Annotated in this window: 18 protein-coding genes; 11 read left to right on the top strand and 7 right to left on the bottom strand. The window is 40.7% G+C overall.

What is annotated here, in order from left to right:
- Positions 1-16 precede the first annotated feature (16 nt).
- Entirely contained in the window at positions 17-379 is a 363-nt protein-coding gene (locus H5182_RS12060; RefSeq protein WP_145239859.1) for a VOC family protein, read from the bottom strand.
- 259 nt (positions 380-638) lie between these two features.
- On the opposite strand from H5182_RS12060, the gene H5182_RS12055 reads away from it, so the two are divergent.
- From H5182_RS12055 to H5182_RS12045, 3 genes are read left to right on the top strand one after another with little or no spacing between them, the layout of a single operon-like run.
- A complete protein-coding gene (locus H5182_RS12055) occupies positions 639-983 on the top strand; it encodes a hypothetical protein (protein ID WP_145239861.1) in 345 nt (114 codons plus the stop codon).
- Positions 980-2,587 carry a PepSY domain-containing protein gene (locus H5182_RS12050; RefSeq protein WP_145239863.1) on the top strand — a complete coding sequence of 536 codons (1,608 nt, stop codon included), beginning with the start codon at positions 980-982 and terminating at the stop codon, positions 2,585-2,587. The genes H5182_RS12055 and H5182_RS12050 overlap by 4 nt, the downstream gene beginning before the upstream one ends.
- Positions 2,587-2,922 (top strand): DUF3325 domain-containing protein, encoded by a 336-nt coding sequence (locus H5182_RS12045; protein WP_145239865.1) that lies wholly within the window; start codon positions 2,587-2,589, stop codon positions 2,920-2,922. The genes H5182_RS12050 and H5182_RS12045 overlap by 1 nt, the downstream gene beginning before the upstream one ends.
- Before the next feature lie 218 nt (positions 2,923-3,140).
- Here the strand turns inward: H5182_RS12045 and H5182_RS12040 are convergent, their stop codons facing one another.
- From H5182_RS12040 to H5182_RS12030, 3 genes are all read right to left on the bottom strand, one after another.
- The gene (locus H5182_RS12040) at positions 3,141-4,817 is read right to left on the bottom strand and encodes a hypothetical protein (RefSeq protein WP_182760090.1); all 1,677 of its coding nucleotides are present in this window, start codon (positions 4,815-4,817) and stop codon (positions 3,141-3,143) included.
- 79 nt (positions 4,818-4,896) lie between these two features.
- Complete coding sequence (locus H5182_RS12035; RefSeq protein WP_145239870.1) at positions 4,897-6,798, bottom strand: alkaline phosphatase PhoX; 1,902 nt, start codon at positions 6,796-6,798, stop codon at positions 4,897-4,899.
- 248 nt (positions 6,799-7,046) lie between these two features.
- Positions 7,047-7,583 carry a lipocalin family protein gene (locus H5182_RS12030; protein ID WP_149981969.1) on the bottom strand — a complete coding sequence of 179 codons (537 nt, stop codon included), beginning with the start codon at positions 7,581-7,583 and terminating at the stop codon, positions 7,047-7,049.
- Between the two features lie 123 nt (positions 7,584-7,706).
- Between H5182_RS12030 and H5182_RS12025 the strand changes: the two genes are divergently transcribed.
- The 3 genes from H5182_RS12025 to H5182_RS12015 are packed head-to-tail and all read left to right on the top strand — an operon-like array spanning position 7,707 to position 9,114.
- The gene (locus tag H5182_RS12025) at positions 7,707-8,156 is read left to right on the top strand and encodes a YaiI/YqxD family protein (protein WP_145239874.1); all 450 of its coding nucleotides are present in this window, start codon (positions 7,707-7,709) and stop codon (positions 8,154-8,156) included.
- On the top strand, positions 8,153-8,695 hold the full coding sequence (locus tag H5182_RS12020) for a DUF6942 family protein (protein ID WP_182739997.1): 543 nt from the start codon (positions 8,153-8,155) through the stop codon (positions 8,693-8,695). Before H5182_RS12025 ends, H5182_RS12020 begins: the two co-directional genes overlap by 4 nt.
- A gap of 53 nt (positions 8,696-8,748) precedes the next feature.
- The gene (locus H5182_RS12015) at positions 8,749-9,114 is read left to right on the top strand and encodes a response regulator (protein WP_182760089.1); all 366 of its coding nucleotides are present in this window, start codon (positions 8,749-8,751) and stop codon (positions 9,112-9,114) included.
- Positions 9,115-9,169: 55 nt separating this feature from the next.
- Here the strand turns inward: H5182_RS12015 and H5182_RS12010 are convergent, their stop codons facing one another.
- Complete coding sequence (locus H5182_RS12010) at positions 9,170-10,081, bottom strand: LysR substrate-binding domain-containing protein (RefSeq protein ID WP_182760088.1); 912 nt, start codon at positions 10,079-10,081, stop codon at positions 9,170-9,172.
- 113 nt (positions 10,082-10,194) lie between these two features.
- Here H5182_RS12010 and H5182_RS12005 point away from each other — a divergent pair, with 113 nt between their 5' ends.
- Entirely contained in the window at positions 10,195-10,500 is a 306-nt protein-coding gene (locus H5182_RS12005; RefSeq protein WP_145239882.1) for a hypothetical protein, read from the top strand.
- A gap of 50 nt (positions 10,501-10,550) precedes the next feature.
- Here the strand turns inward: H5182_RS12005 and H5182_RS12000 are convergent, their stop codons facing one another.
- Complete coding sequence (locus tag H5182_RS12000) at positions 10,551-10,832, bottom strand: putative quinol monooxygenase (RefSeq protein WP_145239884.1); 282 nt, start codon at positions 10,830-10,832, stop codon at positions 10,551-10,553.
- A gap of 240 nt (positions 10,833-11,072) precedes the next feature.
- Between H5182_RS12000 and H5182_RS11995 the strand changes: the two genes are divergently transcribed.
- Positions 11,073-11,939 (top strand): LysR family transcriptional regulator, encoded by an 867-nt coding sequence (locus H5182_RS11995; RefSeq protein ID WP_182760087.1) that lies wholly within the window; start codon positions 11,073-11,075, stop codon positions 11,937-11,939.
- A gap of 200 nt (positions 11,940-12,139) precedes the next feature.
- Entirely contained in the window at positions 12,140-12,988 is an 849-nt protein-coding gene (locus H5182_RS11990) for an ABC transporter substrate-binding protein (protein WP_259398154.1), read from the top strand.
- Between the two features lie 226 nt (positions 12,989-13,214).
- Here H5182_RS11990 and H5182_RS11985 read toward each other — a convergent pair whose 3' ends face one another.
- Positions 13,215-13,925, bottom strand: coding sequence for a hypothetical protein (locus tag H5182_RS11985; protein WP_182760086.1), 711 nt, complete (start codon positions 13,923-13,925; stop codon positions 13,215-13,217).
- A gap of 316 nt (positions 13,926-14,241) precedes the next feature.
- Here H5182_RS11985 and H5182_RS22545 point away from each other — a divergent pair, with 316 nt between their 5' ends.
- Positions 14,242-14,826, top strand: coding sequence for an SEC-C metal-binding domain-containing protein (locus H5182_RS22545; RefSeq protein WP_310741334.1), 585 nt, complete (start codon positions 14,242-14,244; stop codon positions 14,824-14,826).
- A 138-nt stretch (positions 14,827-14,964) separates the two neighbouring features.
- On the top strand, positions 14,965-15,240 hold the full coding sequence (locus tag H5182_RS22540) for a hypothetical protein (RefSeq protein WP_310741333.1): 276 nt from the start codon (positions 14,965-14,967) through the stop codon (positions 15,238-15,240).
- Positions 15,241-16,102 lie beyond the last annotated feature (862 nt).

The raw sequence follows: 16,102 nt of genomic DNA, 5'->3' as shown, positions 1-16,102 counted from the left end.
TGATCTATTTTTGCGTTCAATTATGTTCTGACCACACTGCAAATTCATTGCCACTGGGCTCGGTAAAATGGAATCGGCAGCCCCCTGGAAAATCAAAAATTGGTTTTATAATACTCCCGCCATATTGCTCTACTTTAGCCTGTGTTTGCGCAATATTCTCGCTATAAAATACTAACAAAGCTGCGCCATGTTGCGTTAATGAGCTAAGTGGAGCTTGATAAAAACCGCCATCAAGCCCAGCTGTATCAGCACTAAATGACGTATATTCAGGGCCATAATCAATAAACTGCCAATCAAAAACCGCACTAAAAAATGCCTTAGTGGCGATTAAATCTGCTGCGGCAAATTCAACATAATTAAGTTTTTTGTGTGCTGACATAGTACTCCCTAAAAAATTAATGTAACGGCTTATAGCCTTCCAATCACTAAGCATACAAGCAGTTGAAAAATTTGCGAACTTTTCAATTAAAACAGCAAATGATAAAAGCAGATCATCATTTTACTAAGTAAATATACTGAGTATTATTGCGCTGTCGTCGCGACAAACAACAAAGAAAATACGAATCACTATCTTTTCTGTATCTAGAATATATAATACCCCCTTTATTCGCCCCCATTTGGGACTTTGAGGGATCATCATGCACGCTCAATCTATCAAAAACAGCCAAACACTCTCTATAAGATCTAAATTAAGCCAAGCTTATCAAGCCCATGCTTACCGTTTTGCTGTTATCTCACGCTTTTTTGCCGCCATTGTTGGTGGTTATACCTTTACTGCCGTGTTTACCGCGTTACTGAGTATTATTTTACCGCTGAAAAAATCAGATGCTGTACTGCTTAGTATCAGCCTGACTATTTTAGTGTACAGCTGCGTGTTTATTTGGGTGTTTGCAGTTAAGTCATTACCTAAAATATGGATCACTATTTTACTAACTACTTCAGGGTGTGCTCTGATCTTATCATTACTAAAGGGTTGGCTATGAAAGAGAGTTTTTTCCGCTCCATGACCTGGATGCATACTTGGGTTGGATTATTAGTATGCTGGCTACTCTATTTAATATTTTTTGCCGGCACGGTGAGTTTTTTTCGGGACGAAATAACGCTATGGAATCAACCAGCACTGCACAATGTACAAGCGCCTGAACAGCGTGTAGCGCAACAGCGTAGCCAAATTATCAGTGGTATTAATTACCTACAAAATGCAGGCCCGGAGTCTACGCGTTGGGGAATTTACTTGCCCACAGAGCGAAAACCGCAGCTTAACTATGCTTATGAAAAGCCTCGTCCTGAAGGGAAGCGTTTTGGTGGTTGGCAAGAGCACAATATCAACCCACAAACAGGCGACGAAATAGCACAAACAAGAGACACCAGAGGTGGTAACTTTTTTTATCGACTGCATTTTGACCTACATTACATTGATGTACGCACAGCCCGTTGGATTGTCTGCTTTGCGAGCTTATTTATGTTGGTAGCGCTGATATCTGGGGTGGTGATCCACAAACGTATTTTTAAAGATATGTTTAGCTTTCGTGCCAATAAAGGCAGCCGCAGTTGGTTAGATGGTCATAATGTATCGTCAGTATTGGCGTTACCTTTTCATATTATGATCACCTATACAGGCCTAATCACGCTAATATTTATGTTATTCCCCTATCCAGCAATGACCGCATACGAAGATGGTATTCGTGGTTTATTTAACGATGTGTCACCCACTAATGTGCGCACCAAAACTAGCCCAGATAGCGCCCCATTAATAGCCATCGATACTATTTTAGATCAAGTTTATACTAACTGGCCTGATGCTGACTTAACACAAATATCAATTCGTGATCCAAATAAAGCCTCAGCCACAATTACAGTCCGTGCAGATACCGCTAGCCTAGTTCGCGACCAAACACCCACCTTATTATTTAACGGTGTAGATGGCAGCTTAATAGCTAAAACTGCTGCCCAATTAACCAATACTGAAGTGTTCTATGACTCGCTAACAGCCCTACACACAGGCCGTTTAGCTAACCCATTATTACGCTGGTTATACTTTTTATGCGGCGTAGCTGGCTGTGTAATGATAGCAACTGGCTGTATTATGTGGGCTAAGCGTATTCGCGAACGCATGAAAAAAGACCAACCTGCTACAATTGGCTTAAAGTTGGTAGAAGGGTTAAACCTTGCCACATTAATGGGCTTACCACTTGCAACCTGCGCATTTTTTATTGCCAACCGGTTACTGCCTATGACAACCCCTGAGCGCGCTGATAAAGAAATACTTGCATTCTTTGTGACTTGGCTAGCCGTTGCTTTGTTTGCGCTATTTAAACGCGCAAGGCCGCAGTGGATTTTACTCGCGTGGATAAACGGTATCGCCTGTCTCAGCGTGCCTGTTATTAATGCTCTTACCACCAATGGCAATCTAATAAGCTACTTGCTAAACGGCCAATGGGCGTTGTTTAGTTTTGATTTAATGTGCTTAATATTTGCAGCCTTATTTGTAATTCAGGCCAAAAAAATACCAACTCACACTCCGGCTAAAACACCGCAACAACGGGCGCGCCGTTCAGCAAAAACTAAGTTACAGGAGCAACCATAATGCATGAATTACTGCAATTGAGCCTATGTTTACTGGCATTTAATTGTTTTGCTTTGGCTAAATTTAATCATTACCGTGATGTATTTAAAACCCGCCCTAGCGACAAACTCAGTAAACAGTTTTTGATCGCTGCTTGGATCAGTATTTTACTAAGCTTAGTACTGAGTGTTGTACAACATAACGGCTACGGCGCTTTACTATTTTGTGGTTACATGGCGCTAAGTGTCTTAATATTAATGATTTTTTATAGCTTCAAAGCATCTTGGGTAAAAATAATGACTGCTTTAAATATCACCGTTGTAATGCTCAGTGGGCTGTTTTTAACTGTTTTTTAAGCTTAGTTAGTAAAAATATGATCTGAGCAAAAAAAAGGCAAACTAACTTAGTTTGCCTATATCCAAATGATTTGGTTATAAATAGTAGGGGGATACTCATGTCACAAATAGCTTGATTGAAGCTATTGCCAATCAATCTATGTGGAATATGATATCCCTCTAATGTGTCATATTTATTACCTAGTAATTACTTTTTAATATAAAACATATCAAACCTATTACTGTGTAGCAGTAGACCAATCTAATTGCATGTCCCACACATAACGGTTTTGTTCTTCAAGTGGTGCTTGTGAGTCGTCAACTGTTTGCAGTACATTTTTAGCTTTTAATAGTGTTGCATCGCGGCCAAATAAGTAGCTCTGCTCTTTCATGATCGTAAAGTAGGCTTTATTAAGCTTAGTTGCGCGTTCTTTAGAGGGCGTAATTAACTCATATAAATTTTTTGCCTGCTTCACTCTTTGCTTATTCACAGTGCCATCTTGATTAAACCAACGCATGAGCATTTCTTGATTTTGACGAAATTCATCCCCGCCACCAACACGTTCAAAATAAGTTAAAAACTCCCCTTGCTGCTCACCTTTATTTGGTACATCGGTCATGGCTTTTAAATCAATATAACCCCAGCCATCACGCCCTTGTACTTTTCGCGGAAATGAAAAGCTTTGATCATAAGTTGATCCCACCGTTTTATGACAGCCATTACAAAATGCCAGCTCTTGTTTATGTTGAGGCCTCAGATCACCTTGAGCATCTTCGATATAACCGTTTATAGTCCAACCAAACATATTGTTTATGCCTTTATCGCCTAGATAACGAGTTTGTGGCAGATTTTCAAAGTGCTTTTCTTTCGCTTCTTTATAATACGAGGAGGCCAGCAATTGCTTAGATTTAAAGCGATGCTTTTTCATGTAGCGGACTTCTTTCATGCGTGGTGCATTGTAGACTTGACCATCCTCATCGACACCAATGTAACGTACAGTATGTAAAAACTCAGTATCTTGTGGGTATAACTGATAACTTAACTCTATGCCTTTTGCATCCCCTACATAATTGGGCTGCTTAGTTATATTACTTACCAATGCCGATAACCTGCCATCGTTATTTAGATCCTGACCAATACGCCGCTCTGAAATATCTGGTGTACTTATCTGCGCTAAATCTTTTATCGCCATTTCAACCAGACTTAAGTTAGCGATATAAACATCCTGATTGTAGATGCCGTCACGCTCACGAAATTCTTTTCCAAGGCGGATCATTACATCACCGGTTGAACCGTTGGTTGGCCAAAAAGTACTTGGAAAAGGTTTATAGTTAAAGGCAACCCAATGGCTGCCATCTTTAGCAAAACCTTTTTCATCAAATGCCTGAGCTGGATAAGCTAAATTTTTAACTTCAGCTATTTCTCCTTGCCAATCAGGATTAGCTTTGAGTTTTTTAATAAAGCTGCCGTAATTATCTTGGTTTACCCAACTATTTATTTGATCGTCTGAAATACCCGCAATTAAATCGGTTCTATCAATGAAAAGATTCTTCCAGTGGTTTTTAAGTCCAAGATCTGAAAACTCGTACACACCTTGTAAATGCCCATCATTCATTGTATTTGGGCGATTTTTATCTTGCTTGTCTGTTTGATGGCAGGCATAACAAGGATTATTTTTGCCCTGGGTTTTGGTATAACACTGCGGTGGAATAACCGATTCCGGATTATATTCTTCATCATATTGCATATACGCAAGCGCGGGAATATCATCGCCCTCTTTATAAGGCGCTGAATATAGTGAGGTAGATGATGAGGTTTGTTGAACATACGTAACGTCGCTCATTGGCATCTCATTATCAAAACACCCAGTGAGTAAAACAACGTTCAGTAATATAAAGGGGGTTAAATACTTCATTTTTATGACTCTATTTTTTTCTAAAAAATGGGTAAACACAGGGTTTACCCACCTAAAAACGCTTTATCTAACGCTTAAATTACTTAGACTGTGGATCGTACATCCACAACGTATTGTTTTCTTGGAAGCCATCTTCACCAATAATGATACGACCATCACGCATAACAATCACATTGTCTGGTTGTGAAAGTTGTTCAACATCACAACGCTCAGCGCCAGTCAGGCTTGAACGATATGTACCGCCCATAATCACCGGTTCAATGCGAGTTAAGCTGTAACTTGTATCAATGTGCGCACGGTATACACCACCGCAGTCTTTTACTCGTCTTGATAGTTGAATATCGCCTTCGTCATCAACCATGGTGTTATCGAGATCTGAAATACCGATATACATGTACGCTTTTGTAACAACTTCATTTGCAATAACATCTTGCCCAGTGATCGCTTCGAGTACACGATCATGATTGATGCTAATACCTTCAAGCTTACGCCATTCGGCGGTAGCACCTTTCATTTTAGCCGCTTGGCGAGACTCTAAAAATGCGGCACGGTTATCCATCGGTTTGCCTGCTGTAACAGGGCTACCACCTTCTGCCTCGCTAGGGTATGTCGCTTTACCATCTGCCCATGCTTGTACATCAGCCAGTGACATATAACTTGTTTTACCGGCAACATAATCGCTGGTATTAATACCATCGTATTGTGCAATCCAGGTTTCAATATCAACATTGCTGCCACTGGCAAGCTCAACCCACTGCACATCAAAACCAGTGACAGTTGGCTCGTTTAAGCCGGCATCTTGGGTTAGTTTTGCACCATATAAAGTACCTGCGGATAAATCTTCTGGTTGGTCGGCAATAAATTTAAATAATACCCCACCGGTATCATCTTGTGATGAATATACGGTACGACGATCTGGCATAACTACCGAGTTTTCATGCTCATAACGACCAATGGTGTAATGCTTTACCACTTCTGGCGCATCGGTCATTGGTTTTTGAATTTCCGCGATATAACCATAACGGTAAGGATTTGGGAAATCAGGAGCAACAAGTGCTTCGATACCATCTGTACCTGTATCACTCGGATCATTCCATGATGCATCTGTGGTTGAGTTAACCGTTGAATTAACGATCCACTCTTCTGAAGTTAGCGGGGTGCCCCACGGAGAAACTGACCCAAAACAGTTAGCAGCCGTCCCCTTCACTGCGTCAAAGTTGATCATCATAGCATCGGTCACAGACCAAGCACCTTCTGCACTTTTTGACATTTTTAATCGGCTTACGCCACCAGGGTAAGATTCCCAGTTAGTAAAGAGGTAGCCTTCGTTTTCGCCTGCAGCAATAAAACCATTAAAATCTGGATTATTATTTTCGATGATTTTTTGATTATTATTAATACCGTAGTGCACACCTAAACCACCAGCCAGACCACTGTCACCTAACTCAGCATAAGTATCACCGGTTTGACCAAGAATTTGATATTCACCAAGCGCTGCAATCACAGTTTGGCGTTCAAACTCACTTTCTGGTACTGGCGAATTGATAATATTACGCGGTAAATTATTAAAGTTTACCCCACGTAATACGCCAACAGTGCCTCGATCAATAACTTTACCATTAACTGAATCTTTTGCCGTATTCGTGTCTGACGGATGCTGAACGTTGAAAAACAAGTCACCGCCATCACTTAAAAAAATGCCTGTGACTTCAGCCCCCGCTGGCACAGTCGCTAACCGTGTTAAGCCACTGCCACCATTTTTTCCATCAACACCATTAGCACCATCAACACCATTTGTGCCATCGCTGCCATTCGTGCCGTTAGCTCCATCCGAACCATTCACACCGTTGCTGCCATCTACACCAGCTTCACCGACAGGACCTTGTGAACCGGTCTCGCCCTGTTTTCCGTCGTCTCCGTTACACGCTGTTAATGCTAAAGTGACGGCTCCAGCAATTAAAGATAATGCTACACGCTTCATTACTTACTCCTTGAAATTGGCCTGTTAAAAGTTTCAACCGAGCCTGATTATTGTTAGAAAAATTTCAAGAATAAGTGTGACCAGAAGTTGTTTCAGTTCTCTTACATATAAATGATGTTTTAGGGACGTAACTTTGACTAATGAATTACATATTCCTAGTTGTATTGACTAAAAAGGCGTATGAATTGTTAAAAGCTAAAAAATGGCACTCTTTAGTGCCATCGATGCACTGTAAAGGGGATTTACAGTCATGGGGTACTGTTCTGTTTAACCATAATCAGGTTGTCAGTATCAAAGCCTTTTTGCTGCGCAAGCACTTTAAAGTCAGCTAAGCGTTGCTCACTCACTGTGGGGGTACGCGATAATAGCCACAAATAATCGTTATTGTAGCCAGATACGTACGCATATTGGTAATTTTGTTGGTCTAACTTAAATACAATATAAGAGCTGTAAAAAGGACCAAAAAACGATACTTTTAAATGACCAACATCATTGCTATCAACAAATTTCGCAGTACCTTGAGCCTCACTCCATTTGTTTTCCTCGCTATTAAAACCACGGTTTAGCACAGTTACAGAGCCATCATCGTTAATTGTATAATCCGCTGTTATATTATCTAAACCCCGCTCAAAAGAGTGATCTAATCGGGCTATTTCATACCACTTACCTTGGTACTGTTCGATGGAAAAAGGACTCACTGGTGCAACCTTATCGGGCATGCCAGTACAGCCAAGCAGTAAACTACTGACGAACAGAGTAAGAGTGATAAATAATTGATTTTTCATCGTTGATTCCTTGATAGTTAATTAGGCCACCAACGCAGTAAAGCATAAAAAGTTCACTTAATACTAGTTGTTCTAAAAGCCTTAGGTTAGGATCATTTTTTTACTAACTATTAGAAGTTAACAATGAAGATATGGGTTGATGCTGACGCCTGTCCAGTGGTGATCAAAGAAATTTTATTTCGTGCCGCAGAGCGTACGCAAACTGAAACAATTTTAGTCGCTAATCATGCAATGCGTATTCCGCCTTCAAAATACATTAGCCGGTTGCAGGTCTCATCAGGATTTGATGTGGCTGATGACGAAATAGTCAAACGTATTGCAGCCAATGATTTAGTGATCACCGGTGATATTCCGCTAGCATCAGAAGTAATCGATAATGGCGGCCAAGCGCTAAATCCTCGCGGCGAACTGTATACCAGTGAAAATATTCGCTCGTTACTAAATGTGCGCGATTTTATGGATACTATGCGTTCAAGTGGCGTTGAAATGAACGGCGGACCGCCACCGCTTAGCCAAAGTGATCGTCAAAACTTTGCTAATAATCTAGACCGCATTCTAGCTAAAAATAAATGAGTAAGGCTGCAAGTAATATAGGCTTTGGTGACCCAGCTTTTACAGTCGCTGTGTATATAGCGAATGTACCACCGATGCCACAGTACACCAACCTAAGTACAGTGACTTCATGTGTGGATGGACAAATTGCCAGCATCAACCAAGCCTGTGGTAATGGCTGGCGTAAAGTATTTAATGTATATGCTAAAGTATTATTTGCACTGCCTAGCGAGTATTACCAATTCGCCAAACTCGCCCCGACTTGGCAACACTATCGTGATGAACAACTGCTGCAGCTTAATAGTCAAACTGCCTTACTTTTTAGCCCTCCGGTTTTAAATAACAATAATACCTTGCATATTATTGCCGGACGCACCTATGCTAAAGCGCTGCTGCAGCAAGGACACTTACAGTGCCAATTACAGTGGTTAGATGAAGAATTTGCTATCGATAAAGTAAACAAGTTGATTGTGTGTCCATACTTTGATTACCGCCAACTTAGCAATATAAAAATAGCGCGACTTAGTCAGCTAGTTGCCCAGTGTTTTGTGGCAGAGTAAGACTTTGTTAACTAACCTTAAGGTAATTTGAATATTATGGACAATTTAACTTTATGAAAATCCTCGTCGTTGACGATATGCCTTTGATGCGCCATGTATTAATAAATATGTTAAGAAAACTAAATTATCACGATATTGTTGAAGCGACTGATGGAATACAAGCATTAAGTTTATTACAAAACCAAGGCTATGATTTAGTTATCACCGACTTGCATATGCCAAAAATGGATGGCAAAACTTTACTCAATCGTATTCGTGATGACCAAGAGTTAGCCGAAATCCCGGTGTTAATGATCACCTGCGAAGACAGCTCCACAGCAATCAAAGAAATTATCGCCGCGAAAGTGTCAGGCTTTATTGTAAAACCTTTTAATTTAAATGTGTTAGATAGCCAGTTAAAGAAAGTTATGACGTTATGAAGTTAGATAGTTAGAAAGTTAGAAAGTTAGAAAGTTCGTCAATCTCAACGCTATGTTACTTAAAACATTGTTTAAGTGCGTCATCATCTTGCTGAAATCTAGATAATAACCAAGCTTGAAAAGCGATTACCTTTGGCCAATTAAAATGCTCCTTAGGGCCCACTAAATAATATTTATAGTGGCAGTTATATTCAAAATTTGGGTAAACTTCTAACTGCCCGAATTTGATATGGGACTCAATTAAACGTCGCCTCACTAACGCAATTCCTTGACCCGCCAACGTCGCTTGGATCACCAAGGCTGCGTTATCGATTTCTAAAAATACCGGCATTGCTGTAGTACTAATGTTTAATTCAGCCGCTAATGTTTGCCAACCACGCTCTGCATCAGGGCAAACATCCATAATTAACTGCTGTTGTAATAATTGCGCCCTTAAAGGTAATTGTGGGGTAAGCAACCCTGGTTTATAAGCCAGTAACAAACTGTCATCAGCGACCAACTCACTGTGTAACTCGGGATATTGCCCTAACCCAAAACGAATGCCTAAATCAACCTGACCAGAGGCAAAATTTGCATGTTGATCGCTAGGATCAATACGTAAATGAATGCCAGGATGGTGACGTTGAAAATCATTAATATGTTGCAATAACCAACCACTGGCAAACGAAGGTAAAACCGATAAATTTAAACTATGTGGATTTGTATCTTGGCTTAACGAATTAATCCCAGATTGAAAATGACTAAACCCTTGCAAGATAGCCGGGAGCAATTGTTCGCCTTGGCGTGTTAGTTCTACAAATCGAGTTTGCCGCTTAAATAACCGACATCCTAAATGAGCTTCTAACAACCTGATCTGTTGGCTCACCGCGGCTTGGCTAACAAATAATTGTTCCGCAGCCAACTTAAAGCTACCCAATTCAGCCGCATGCTTGAAATACCAGAGACTTTTTAATGGGGGTAGAGTCATAGCCATTCACAGTTAAGAAAAACTAAAGCATAAGCAATTTTTAATCGTTTGTCAGCTTTTCTACATCAGGTAATACTTATATTACCAACCAAGCAACATGAAGAGTTAACACAATGAAATATTTAATTATATTAGTTATTACATTAATTAGCTTTAGCAACCAAGCTCAAGCTAACACCACAATAAAACTTGATACCGATGAAGGCTACCCATACAAAAACTTAATCAACAAAGCGCAAAGAGTCGAATTACGTTATGTTGAAAATGATCATCAAGTGACCTGTAAAGTCAGTGTGCAAACCCTGCATAATCAATATATGGGGAAAGAGCAAACCGTTTCAGCTAAGCAATTTAAAAAGCAACCAATGGCGGCATGCTTAACTCGTATAAAAGCCAAGCAGATACTAAATATGTTATAAGCTATGGGAGCTTTATGCCGTTATTCCCAGCAACATAAAGCGCCTATTTTTCAGATTTCAGCTAAGTTATTTATTTCCACGGCTTTCGCTAATGCACTCTCATAAAATGTAAAAACTTGTTTTGTATAAGCTTGTTGATAATGCTCATCAAGTGCTTGTTGCGATACAAACCGCTCAACCAAAAATAAGCATGTTTGATTATCACCCGTGTATAACTCAAAGCGAATACAGCCCGCTTCAGCTAAAGTGGGTGCCACAATCGCTTGTAATTTACGTTTACACTCAGCGAACAACGCTGTCTTTGGGGTAATTTTAGCTACTATATTAATCATAAAATCTCACTACTTTCAAAGAAATGCATTCAATGCATTGAACCGGCAATCATAAAACGTTAGGGTTAAAGCTAAATTTAAATAAGTTGCCCATACTCCGAACAAAAACAACATAAAAAGCCATATCAACTTGATAAATGTAAAATGAATTTTCATAGTTGCGTCTATGCCCTACTACTATATTTTGATAGCAGCCGTTAAAATAGTGACCAAAATGCAAACTAAGATTGAGAAAATAACATGCTAGACGACCTGTATTTATTTACCGAAGTTGCGCGGCGCAAAAGCATGAGCCAAACAGCAACAGAGCTTAATTTAAATTTATCGACCTTATCGCGACGCATCCAAGCATTTGAACAAAAGTTAGGCACGCCACTATTACAGCGCAGTGCAAGAGGAATTTTACTCACCAGCGCGGGGCAGCATATTTATGACTCGCTCGCGAACACTGTTTTAACACTTTCGAGTCAGGTTGAGCAGGTAATAAGTAAACAAAATATCAACGAAGAATTTTATCTTCTGTGCCCACAAAACCTGATTGCCGGGCCACTAATGAGCGCAATTAGTGCGTTTCAAACATCACACGCTCAGCTCAATTTGCATATTTATCCAAATAACTTAAACAGTCAGCTTAGCCAACAGCGCTTTAATTTAGCGATACGAATTGGCGAACAACAAGATTCAAGCTTTTATCAAAAGCGGCTCGGCTCAATTGCCACAGCGGTAATTACTAAAAAACAAACGGCACCGCAAAATCGCCTAATTTTGCCCTACACCGATAAACAACTTTCAGCAGCGCTGCTCAGCGAATTAAAGAGCTGTTTTGAGCATATCACCTATTGCTACGACATAACCATTGCACGCCAGCTAGTGCAATCGGGTGTGGGAGCTGGCTTATTGCCGATGAGCGAAATTGCCAGCTTAAACGCCAAGCAACAGTTTGCTTATGTAGCGCAAAACATACCGCTACCCGCTCGCCCTATTTACGCCATGTGGGCGCATACTCGCACGCCATCAGCCACCGCCAATAAGCTGATCACCAATATTCAGCAAGCAATCGCAGAGCAGCCCTGCTTACAAGGTGAAATTGTACCGCTCGGTAATTAATTTGCGCAGCCAAACTCTGCTATTAAATCGCCACTGTCAGGTTGTTTGCTTTGCTTCACACCACAACCAGGTTTCACTCATCAGACAACTCATATAAGCCGCACACAAGTTTATTAACTAATTCGCTTTTGCGTGATCGCTACTGTAGTATCATAAATGAGGAATTTATAACCAATACAGATTTTTTACCATGTTCATAAATGCTAAATTACACAATGCGAACAGCTAAACGATTACGTAATATATGCAACGCCAGTCTGTTACTACTGTTGTGTGTAAGTAACGCCACTAAAGCAGTACCGACAGCGCAAAGTATTGACTCAACGACAATTCAACTTAGCGCAGGTGAATGGCCACCTTTTCTCAGTGAATCGCTGCCCTACCAAGGTGTAGTAGCGCATTTAATTCGCGATATATTTGCTGAAGCAGGCATTACCGTTAACTTTACATTTTTACCTTGGTCACGTGCATATCACGATACCGAAAATAACAAATATGCCGCTACTGCGGTATGGATGTTCAGTGACGAAAGAGCAACGGCTTACTTATATAGCGAACCGGTACTCAGTGAACGATTTGTGTTTTTTTATCAAAAGCAGCGCCATTTTGATTGGCAAAATATTGCAGATTTAAAAGGCCTATTGCTCGGTGGTGGGCTTGGCTATAGTTATGGCCCAGAGTTTGATAAAGCCCTTGCCGAAGGCTCTTTTGAAATGTCGCGGGTAGGTAATACCGAGCAAAACTTCCGCCGTTTAGCACTAGGGCGTATCGACGCCTTTGCTGAAGAGCAAAGTGTTGGCTACTTTACCCTAAAACACCAACTACCCGATCTTGTTAATGTTATTAGCCACCACCCCAAACCCCTGTTAATTAATAAAAGCTTCTTACTATTTCCAAAAAATAGCAGCGAAAGTGAAAAACTGCTCAACACCTTTAATCAGTACTTATTACAGTTTAAGCAAAACGGCCGTTACCAAGCTTACTTTAAAGGTTTAGAGCAAGGTGATTATCAGCCCCAAGCCAAGCTACAGCAACGAGTTAACCCGTAGATCATGCTTTACGTGACAATAAGCCTAACCAAACCCGGCGTTTACTTAGAGCGATCTTTTGCACTTTAATCAGATGCTGGCGTTGAAATTATTATTCGCCTCATTAGATGAGTTAGAAAGAGTTAAGTTGCCGGGCTAACAGAGAGAAGCTGTAAAATGCACTACCGCTGAGATTTAAATAATCGACCTTCGTAGCAGCGATTTTATATCGCGACTTGTTTTGCACTTAATCTTTAAACCAGCGGTAAGCGCCAAAAACTCCCATAAAGGCAAGACAACCAACAGCCACTAATTGCCAAACTTTGTAGTTATAGCCTTCTTTTTCCAAAGCAACTGTATTCAAACGGGTATCAGCTTTTGACACTGGGGTTAGCGTCATCGAATGTGTAATTGTGGGTATTGCAGTAGTGTTTTGTTGAGATAAAACAACCGTTGGCTGTTTAACATTCGCGCTTGCTTTGCTTGGTGCTTGCCACTGGGCTTCAAATTTTGCACGCTGCTCAGCTCGATTTTCACTGCACCAAACAAAGTCAGTTTGTTGCATTTCTTTAGCACGGCAGCGCTCAGGGTATTGGTAAAAGCTACTCCACGCGAGTCGTTTGCTATCACTGTCGTATGTTTTACTATAGACCGTTGAATCATGAACTTTTTTATTTAATAAATCATTAGCAGATGAGCGAGTATAAGTTCGTGAACCTGAACTGTAGCTCCTCCCATTAGTTGGGCTTATGCAGTGACGACCTAATATTTCAAACAACTCAGTTGAGCGCCTGCGTAAACGCTCACCTTCAGCTGCCTTATACCCTGCCCTCATTCTATCCTGAACTTTTTCTCGCTCGGCTTTAATAGCATCACACCGTGATTGCGAATACTGCTCTGCGGCCAATGTGCTATTGCTTGAAATCACGCAGATAGCCAATAAAATCCTTTTAATCATATATACATCACTGTCGTTAAATTAGGGATAGCGTAGCATTTTTTACGCTAGCAGCAAGACTTTCAATTAGAAGTTTCCGACAACTATTCTCCTCCCCCTGTGTCAGGATGCCTCTAATATTTAGCAGAGGCAAATAGCTTGCTTAATTGCCTCATTGTGTGAGTTAGCGAGTTTATGCAAACATCCTAGCGCTTTTACAATTGTAGAAACGGCTATTTAAGCTTGCTAATATCAAATCATTGCAAACCTTACTTTGACCCAACATCAGTAAATTGATTAGAATTACGCAAAGTTTCGAAACTAAGAGTTATTTCATATGAAGTTAGGCAGAAACGATCCATGCTCGTGTAATAGCGGTAAAAAATATAAGCGTTGTTGTATGGATAGCGCATCAAAGCAGCACAGCGAAGTATTTGACGAAATAGCACACACTATTGCGGCTAACCCTGATTTAAGCCTAGATGAAATGAATCTGATAGCTCAACATAAAATTTCAGGCATCAACAATAGTTCATTAGATGATTTTTGCGGCCTGTCAGCCAATCAAATGGATAATTGGCTAAGAGCACCATTTAATGAGTTGGCAAGGGTAACAATAAGTATACCTAATGAGCTAACAACAAGTCCTGTGATGCGTTACTTAGCGATAATACTAGATGAAGCGATGCAACAAGGAGGATCATTTAAAGCAACAACCAAAGGTAATTTACCAGCCAAAATAGCCAAGCAAGCAAGTGAATTACTCCCAGAGTTTGCCTTATCTGAGTATGAAAAGCCAGTCAGTATCAGTGAGTTTGCAGGTAGTAACGAAGACAAAATTAACGCCTTACATTACACCCGAATTTTGGCAGATATTGCAGGTATTATTTACCTTAAGAGCGGCCGTTTCCATGTTAAATAAACCGCCCAAAAACAGTATCAATCACAGGGAGTTAAAGCATTCTTCTTACCTATGCTTGAAGCTGCCACCACACACTATAATTGGGCCTATTTTGATAGCTTTGTCAGTAATTGCGATCTACGCACTTTTTGGCTCTTTATGGTGTGGCGAATCCAAATACACGGTTCGGTTGAGCAATTGACTGAAGAAGTCATCACCGCATTCCCAGCCCTACTAAATGAAGTGCCAGCTACGCAATACAAAGATCCACAAGATTTGTTAGGTGTTTTAATCAGATCCCGTTTTATAGAGCGGTTTTTAGAGTTTTGGGGATTTATTACGGTAAACCCTAAGCGCTTTGCAGATGGCAAACCCATTGCGATAAAAACAAATATACAACCTTTATTAAAACAAACCTTTGCGTTTGATATATAAAAAAGTGCACACTTTATTCGCCTCACACAGTGAGGCAAATAACAAACTTAATTGCCTCACTGTGTGAATTTGCGAATTGAAATCGTAGGAACCCGCTTTAGTTGTGATTGTTTTAAAAACAATTTTACCACCGAGCTCACCGAGGCGCGGCGCTACACAGAGAAGATAAAAAGTGCTTCGAGCGACGGTCTGCGGGCTAATCCAAGCCAGCTCCTTTTACTACCGTAGGCGTTAAGCTTGCTGACGCGGTCTTTATATTCTTTCTCTAAAGCGTAGCGCCTCTTAATCTCTGTGGTGAATACATCACTTACAATCAATTAGCACAAAGAGAAGACAATGAGGGTAAATAAGAATACAACGCAACGGGCTTTGAGCTACGGGCTGCGAGCTTGTGCAAACCCTAGCGCCTAGTCACTTCCCTGTAGGAACGCGCTTTAGCTGTGATTCTTTTTAAATCCAGCCACAGGCATCGAGCTATGGGCTACGGTTACATCCTAGCTCCTAGTCACTTCCCTAGAACCTAGCACCTTTACCTTAATCTATGATTGTTTTAAAAACAATTTTACCACCGAGCTCACCGAGGCGCGGCGCTACACAGAGAAGATAAAAAGTGCTTTGAGCTACGAGCAAATCCTAGCACCTAGCTCCTTTTACTACCGTAGGCGTTAAGCTTGCTGACGCGGTCTTTATATTCTTTCTCTAAAGCGCAGCGCCTCTTAATCTCTGTGGTGAATACATCACTTACAATCAATTTGCACAAAGAGAAGACAATGAGGGTAAATAAGAATACAACGCACGAATACAATCCCCTAGAACCTCGTCACTTCCCTAGAACCTAGCGCCTTTATCTTGCCTGTGATTG

This window comes from Pseudoalteromonas sp. SG44-17, from assembly GCF_014164235.1.
Lineage (GTDB): Bacteria > Pseudomonadota > Gammaproteobacteria > Enterobacterales > Alteromonadaceae > Pseudoalteromonas > Pseudoalteromonas rhizosphaerae.
This window is presented reverse-complemented; position numbering and strand designations above follow the sequence as displayed.

What these genes read in the sequence shown, in the direction of transcription:
- H5182_RS11985 (WP_182760086.1), bottom strand. Translation starts at nt 13,925, where the DNA reads ATGATTAAAAGGATTTTATTGGCTATCTGCGTGATTTCAAGCAATAGC.
- H5182_RS22545 (WP_310741334.1), top strand. Translation starts at nt 14,242, where the DNA reads ATGAAGTTAGGCAGAAACGATCCATGCTCGTGTAATAGCGGTAAAAAA.
- H5182_RS12020 (WP_182739997.1), top strand. Translation starts at nt 8,153, where the DNA reads ATGAGTAAGGCTGCAAGTAATATAGGCTTTGGTGACCCAGCTTTTACA.
- H5182_RS12005 (WP_145239882.1), top strand. Translation starts at nt 10,195, where the DNA reads ATGAAATATTTAATTATATTAGTTATTACATTAATTAGCTTTAGCAAC.
- H5182_RS12050 (WP_145239863.1), top strand. Translation starts at nt 980, where the DNA reads ATGAAAGAGAGTTTTTTCCGCTCCATGACCTGGATGCATACTTGGGTT.
- H5182_RS12000 (WP_145239884.1), bottom strand. Translation starts at nt 10,832, where the DNA reads ATGATTAATATAGTAGCTAAAATTACCCCAAAGACAGCGTTGTTCGCT.
- H5182_RS22540 (WP_310741333.1), top strand. Translation starts at nt 14,965, where the DNA reads ATGGTGTGGCGAATCCAAATACACGGTTCGGTTGAGCAATTGACTGAA.
- H5182_RS12025 (WP_145239874.1), top strand. Translation starts at nt 7,707, where the DNA reads ATGAAGATATGGGTTGATGCTGACGCCTGTCCAGTGGTGATCAAAGAA.
- H5182_RS12060 (WP_145239859.1), bottom strand. Translation starts at nt 379, where the DNA reads ATGTCAGCACACAAAAAACTTAATTATGTTGAATTTGCCGCAGCAGAT.
- H5182_RS12015 (WP_182760089.1), top strand. Translation starts at nt 8,749, where the DNA reads ATGAAAATCCTCGTCGTTGACGATATGCCTTTGATGCGCCATGTATTA.
- H5182_RS12040 (WP_182760090.1), bottom strand. Translation starts at nt 4,817, where the DNA reads ATGAAGTATTTAACCCCCTTTATATTACTGAACGTTGTTTTACTCACT.
- H5182_RS12055 (WP_145239861.1), top strand. Translation starts at nt 639, where the DNA reads ATGCACGCTCAATCTATCAAAAACAGCCAAACACTCTCTATAAGATCT.
- H5182_RS12030 (WP_149981969.1), bottom strand. Translation starts at nt 7,583, where the DNA reads ATGAAAAATCAATTATTTATCACTCTTACTCTGTTCGTCAGTAGTTTA.
- H5182_RS11995 (WP_182760087.1), top strand. Translation starts at nt 11,073, where the DNA reads ATGCTAGACGACCTGTATTTATTTACCGAAGTTGCGCGGCGCAAAAGC.
- H5182_RS12010 (WP_182760088.1), bottom strand. Translation starts at nt 10,081, where the DNA reads ATGACTCTACCCCCATTAAAAAGTCTCTGGTATTTCAAGCATGCGGCT.
- H5182_RS12035 (WP_145239870.1), bottom strand. Translation starts at nt 6,798, where the DNA reads ATGAAGCGTGTAGCATTATCTTTAATTGCTGGAGCCGTCACTTTAGCA.
- H5182_RS11990 (WP_259398154.1), top strand. Translation starts at nt 12,140, where the DNA reads ATGCTAAATTACACAATGCGAACAGCTAAACGATTACGTAATATATGC.
- H5182_RS12045 (WP_145239865.1), top strand. Translation starts at nt 2,587, where the DNA reads ATGCATGAATTACTGCAATTGAGCCTATGTTTACTGGCATTTAATTGT.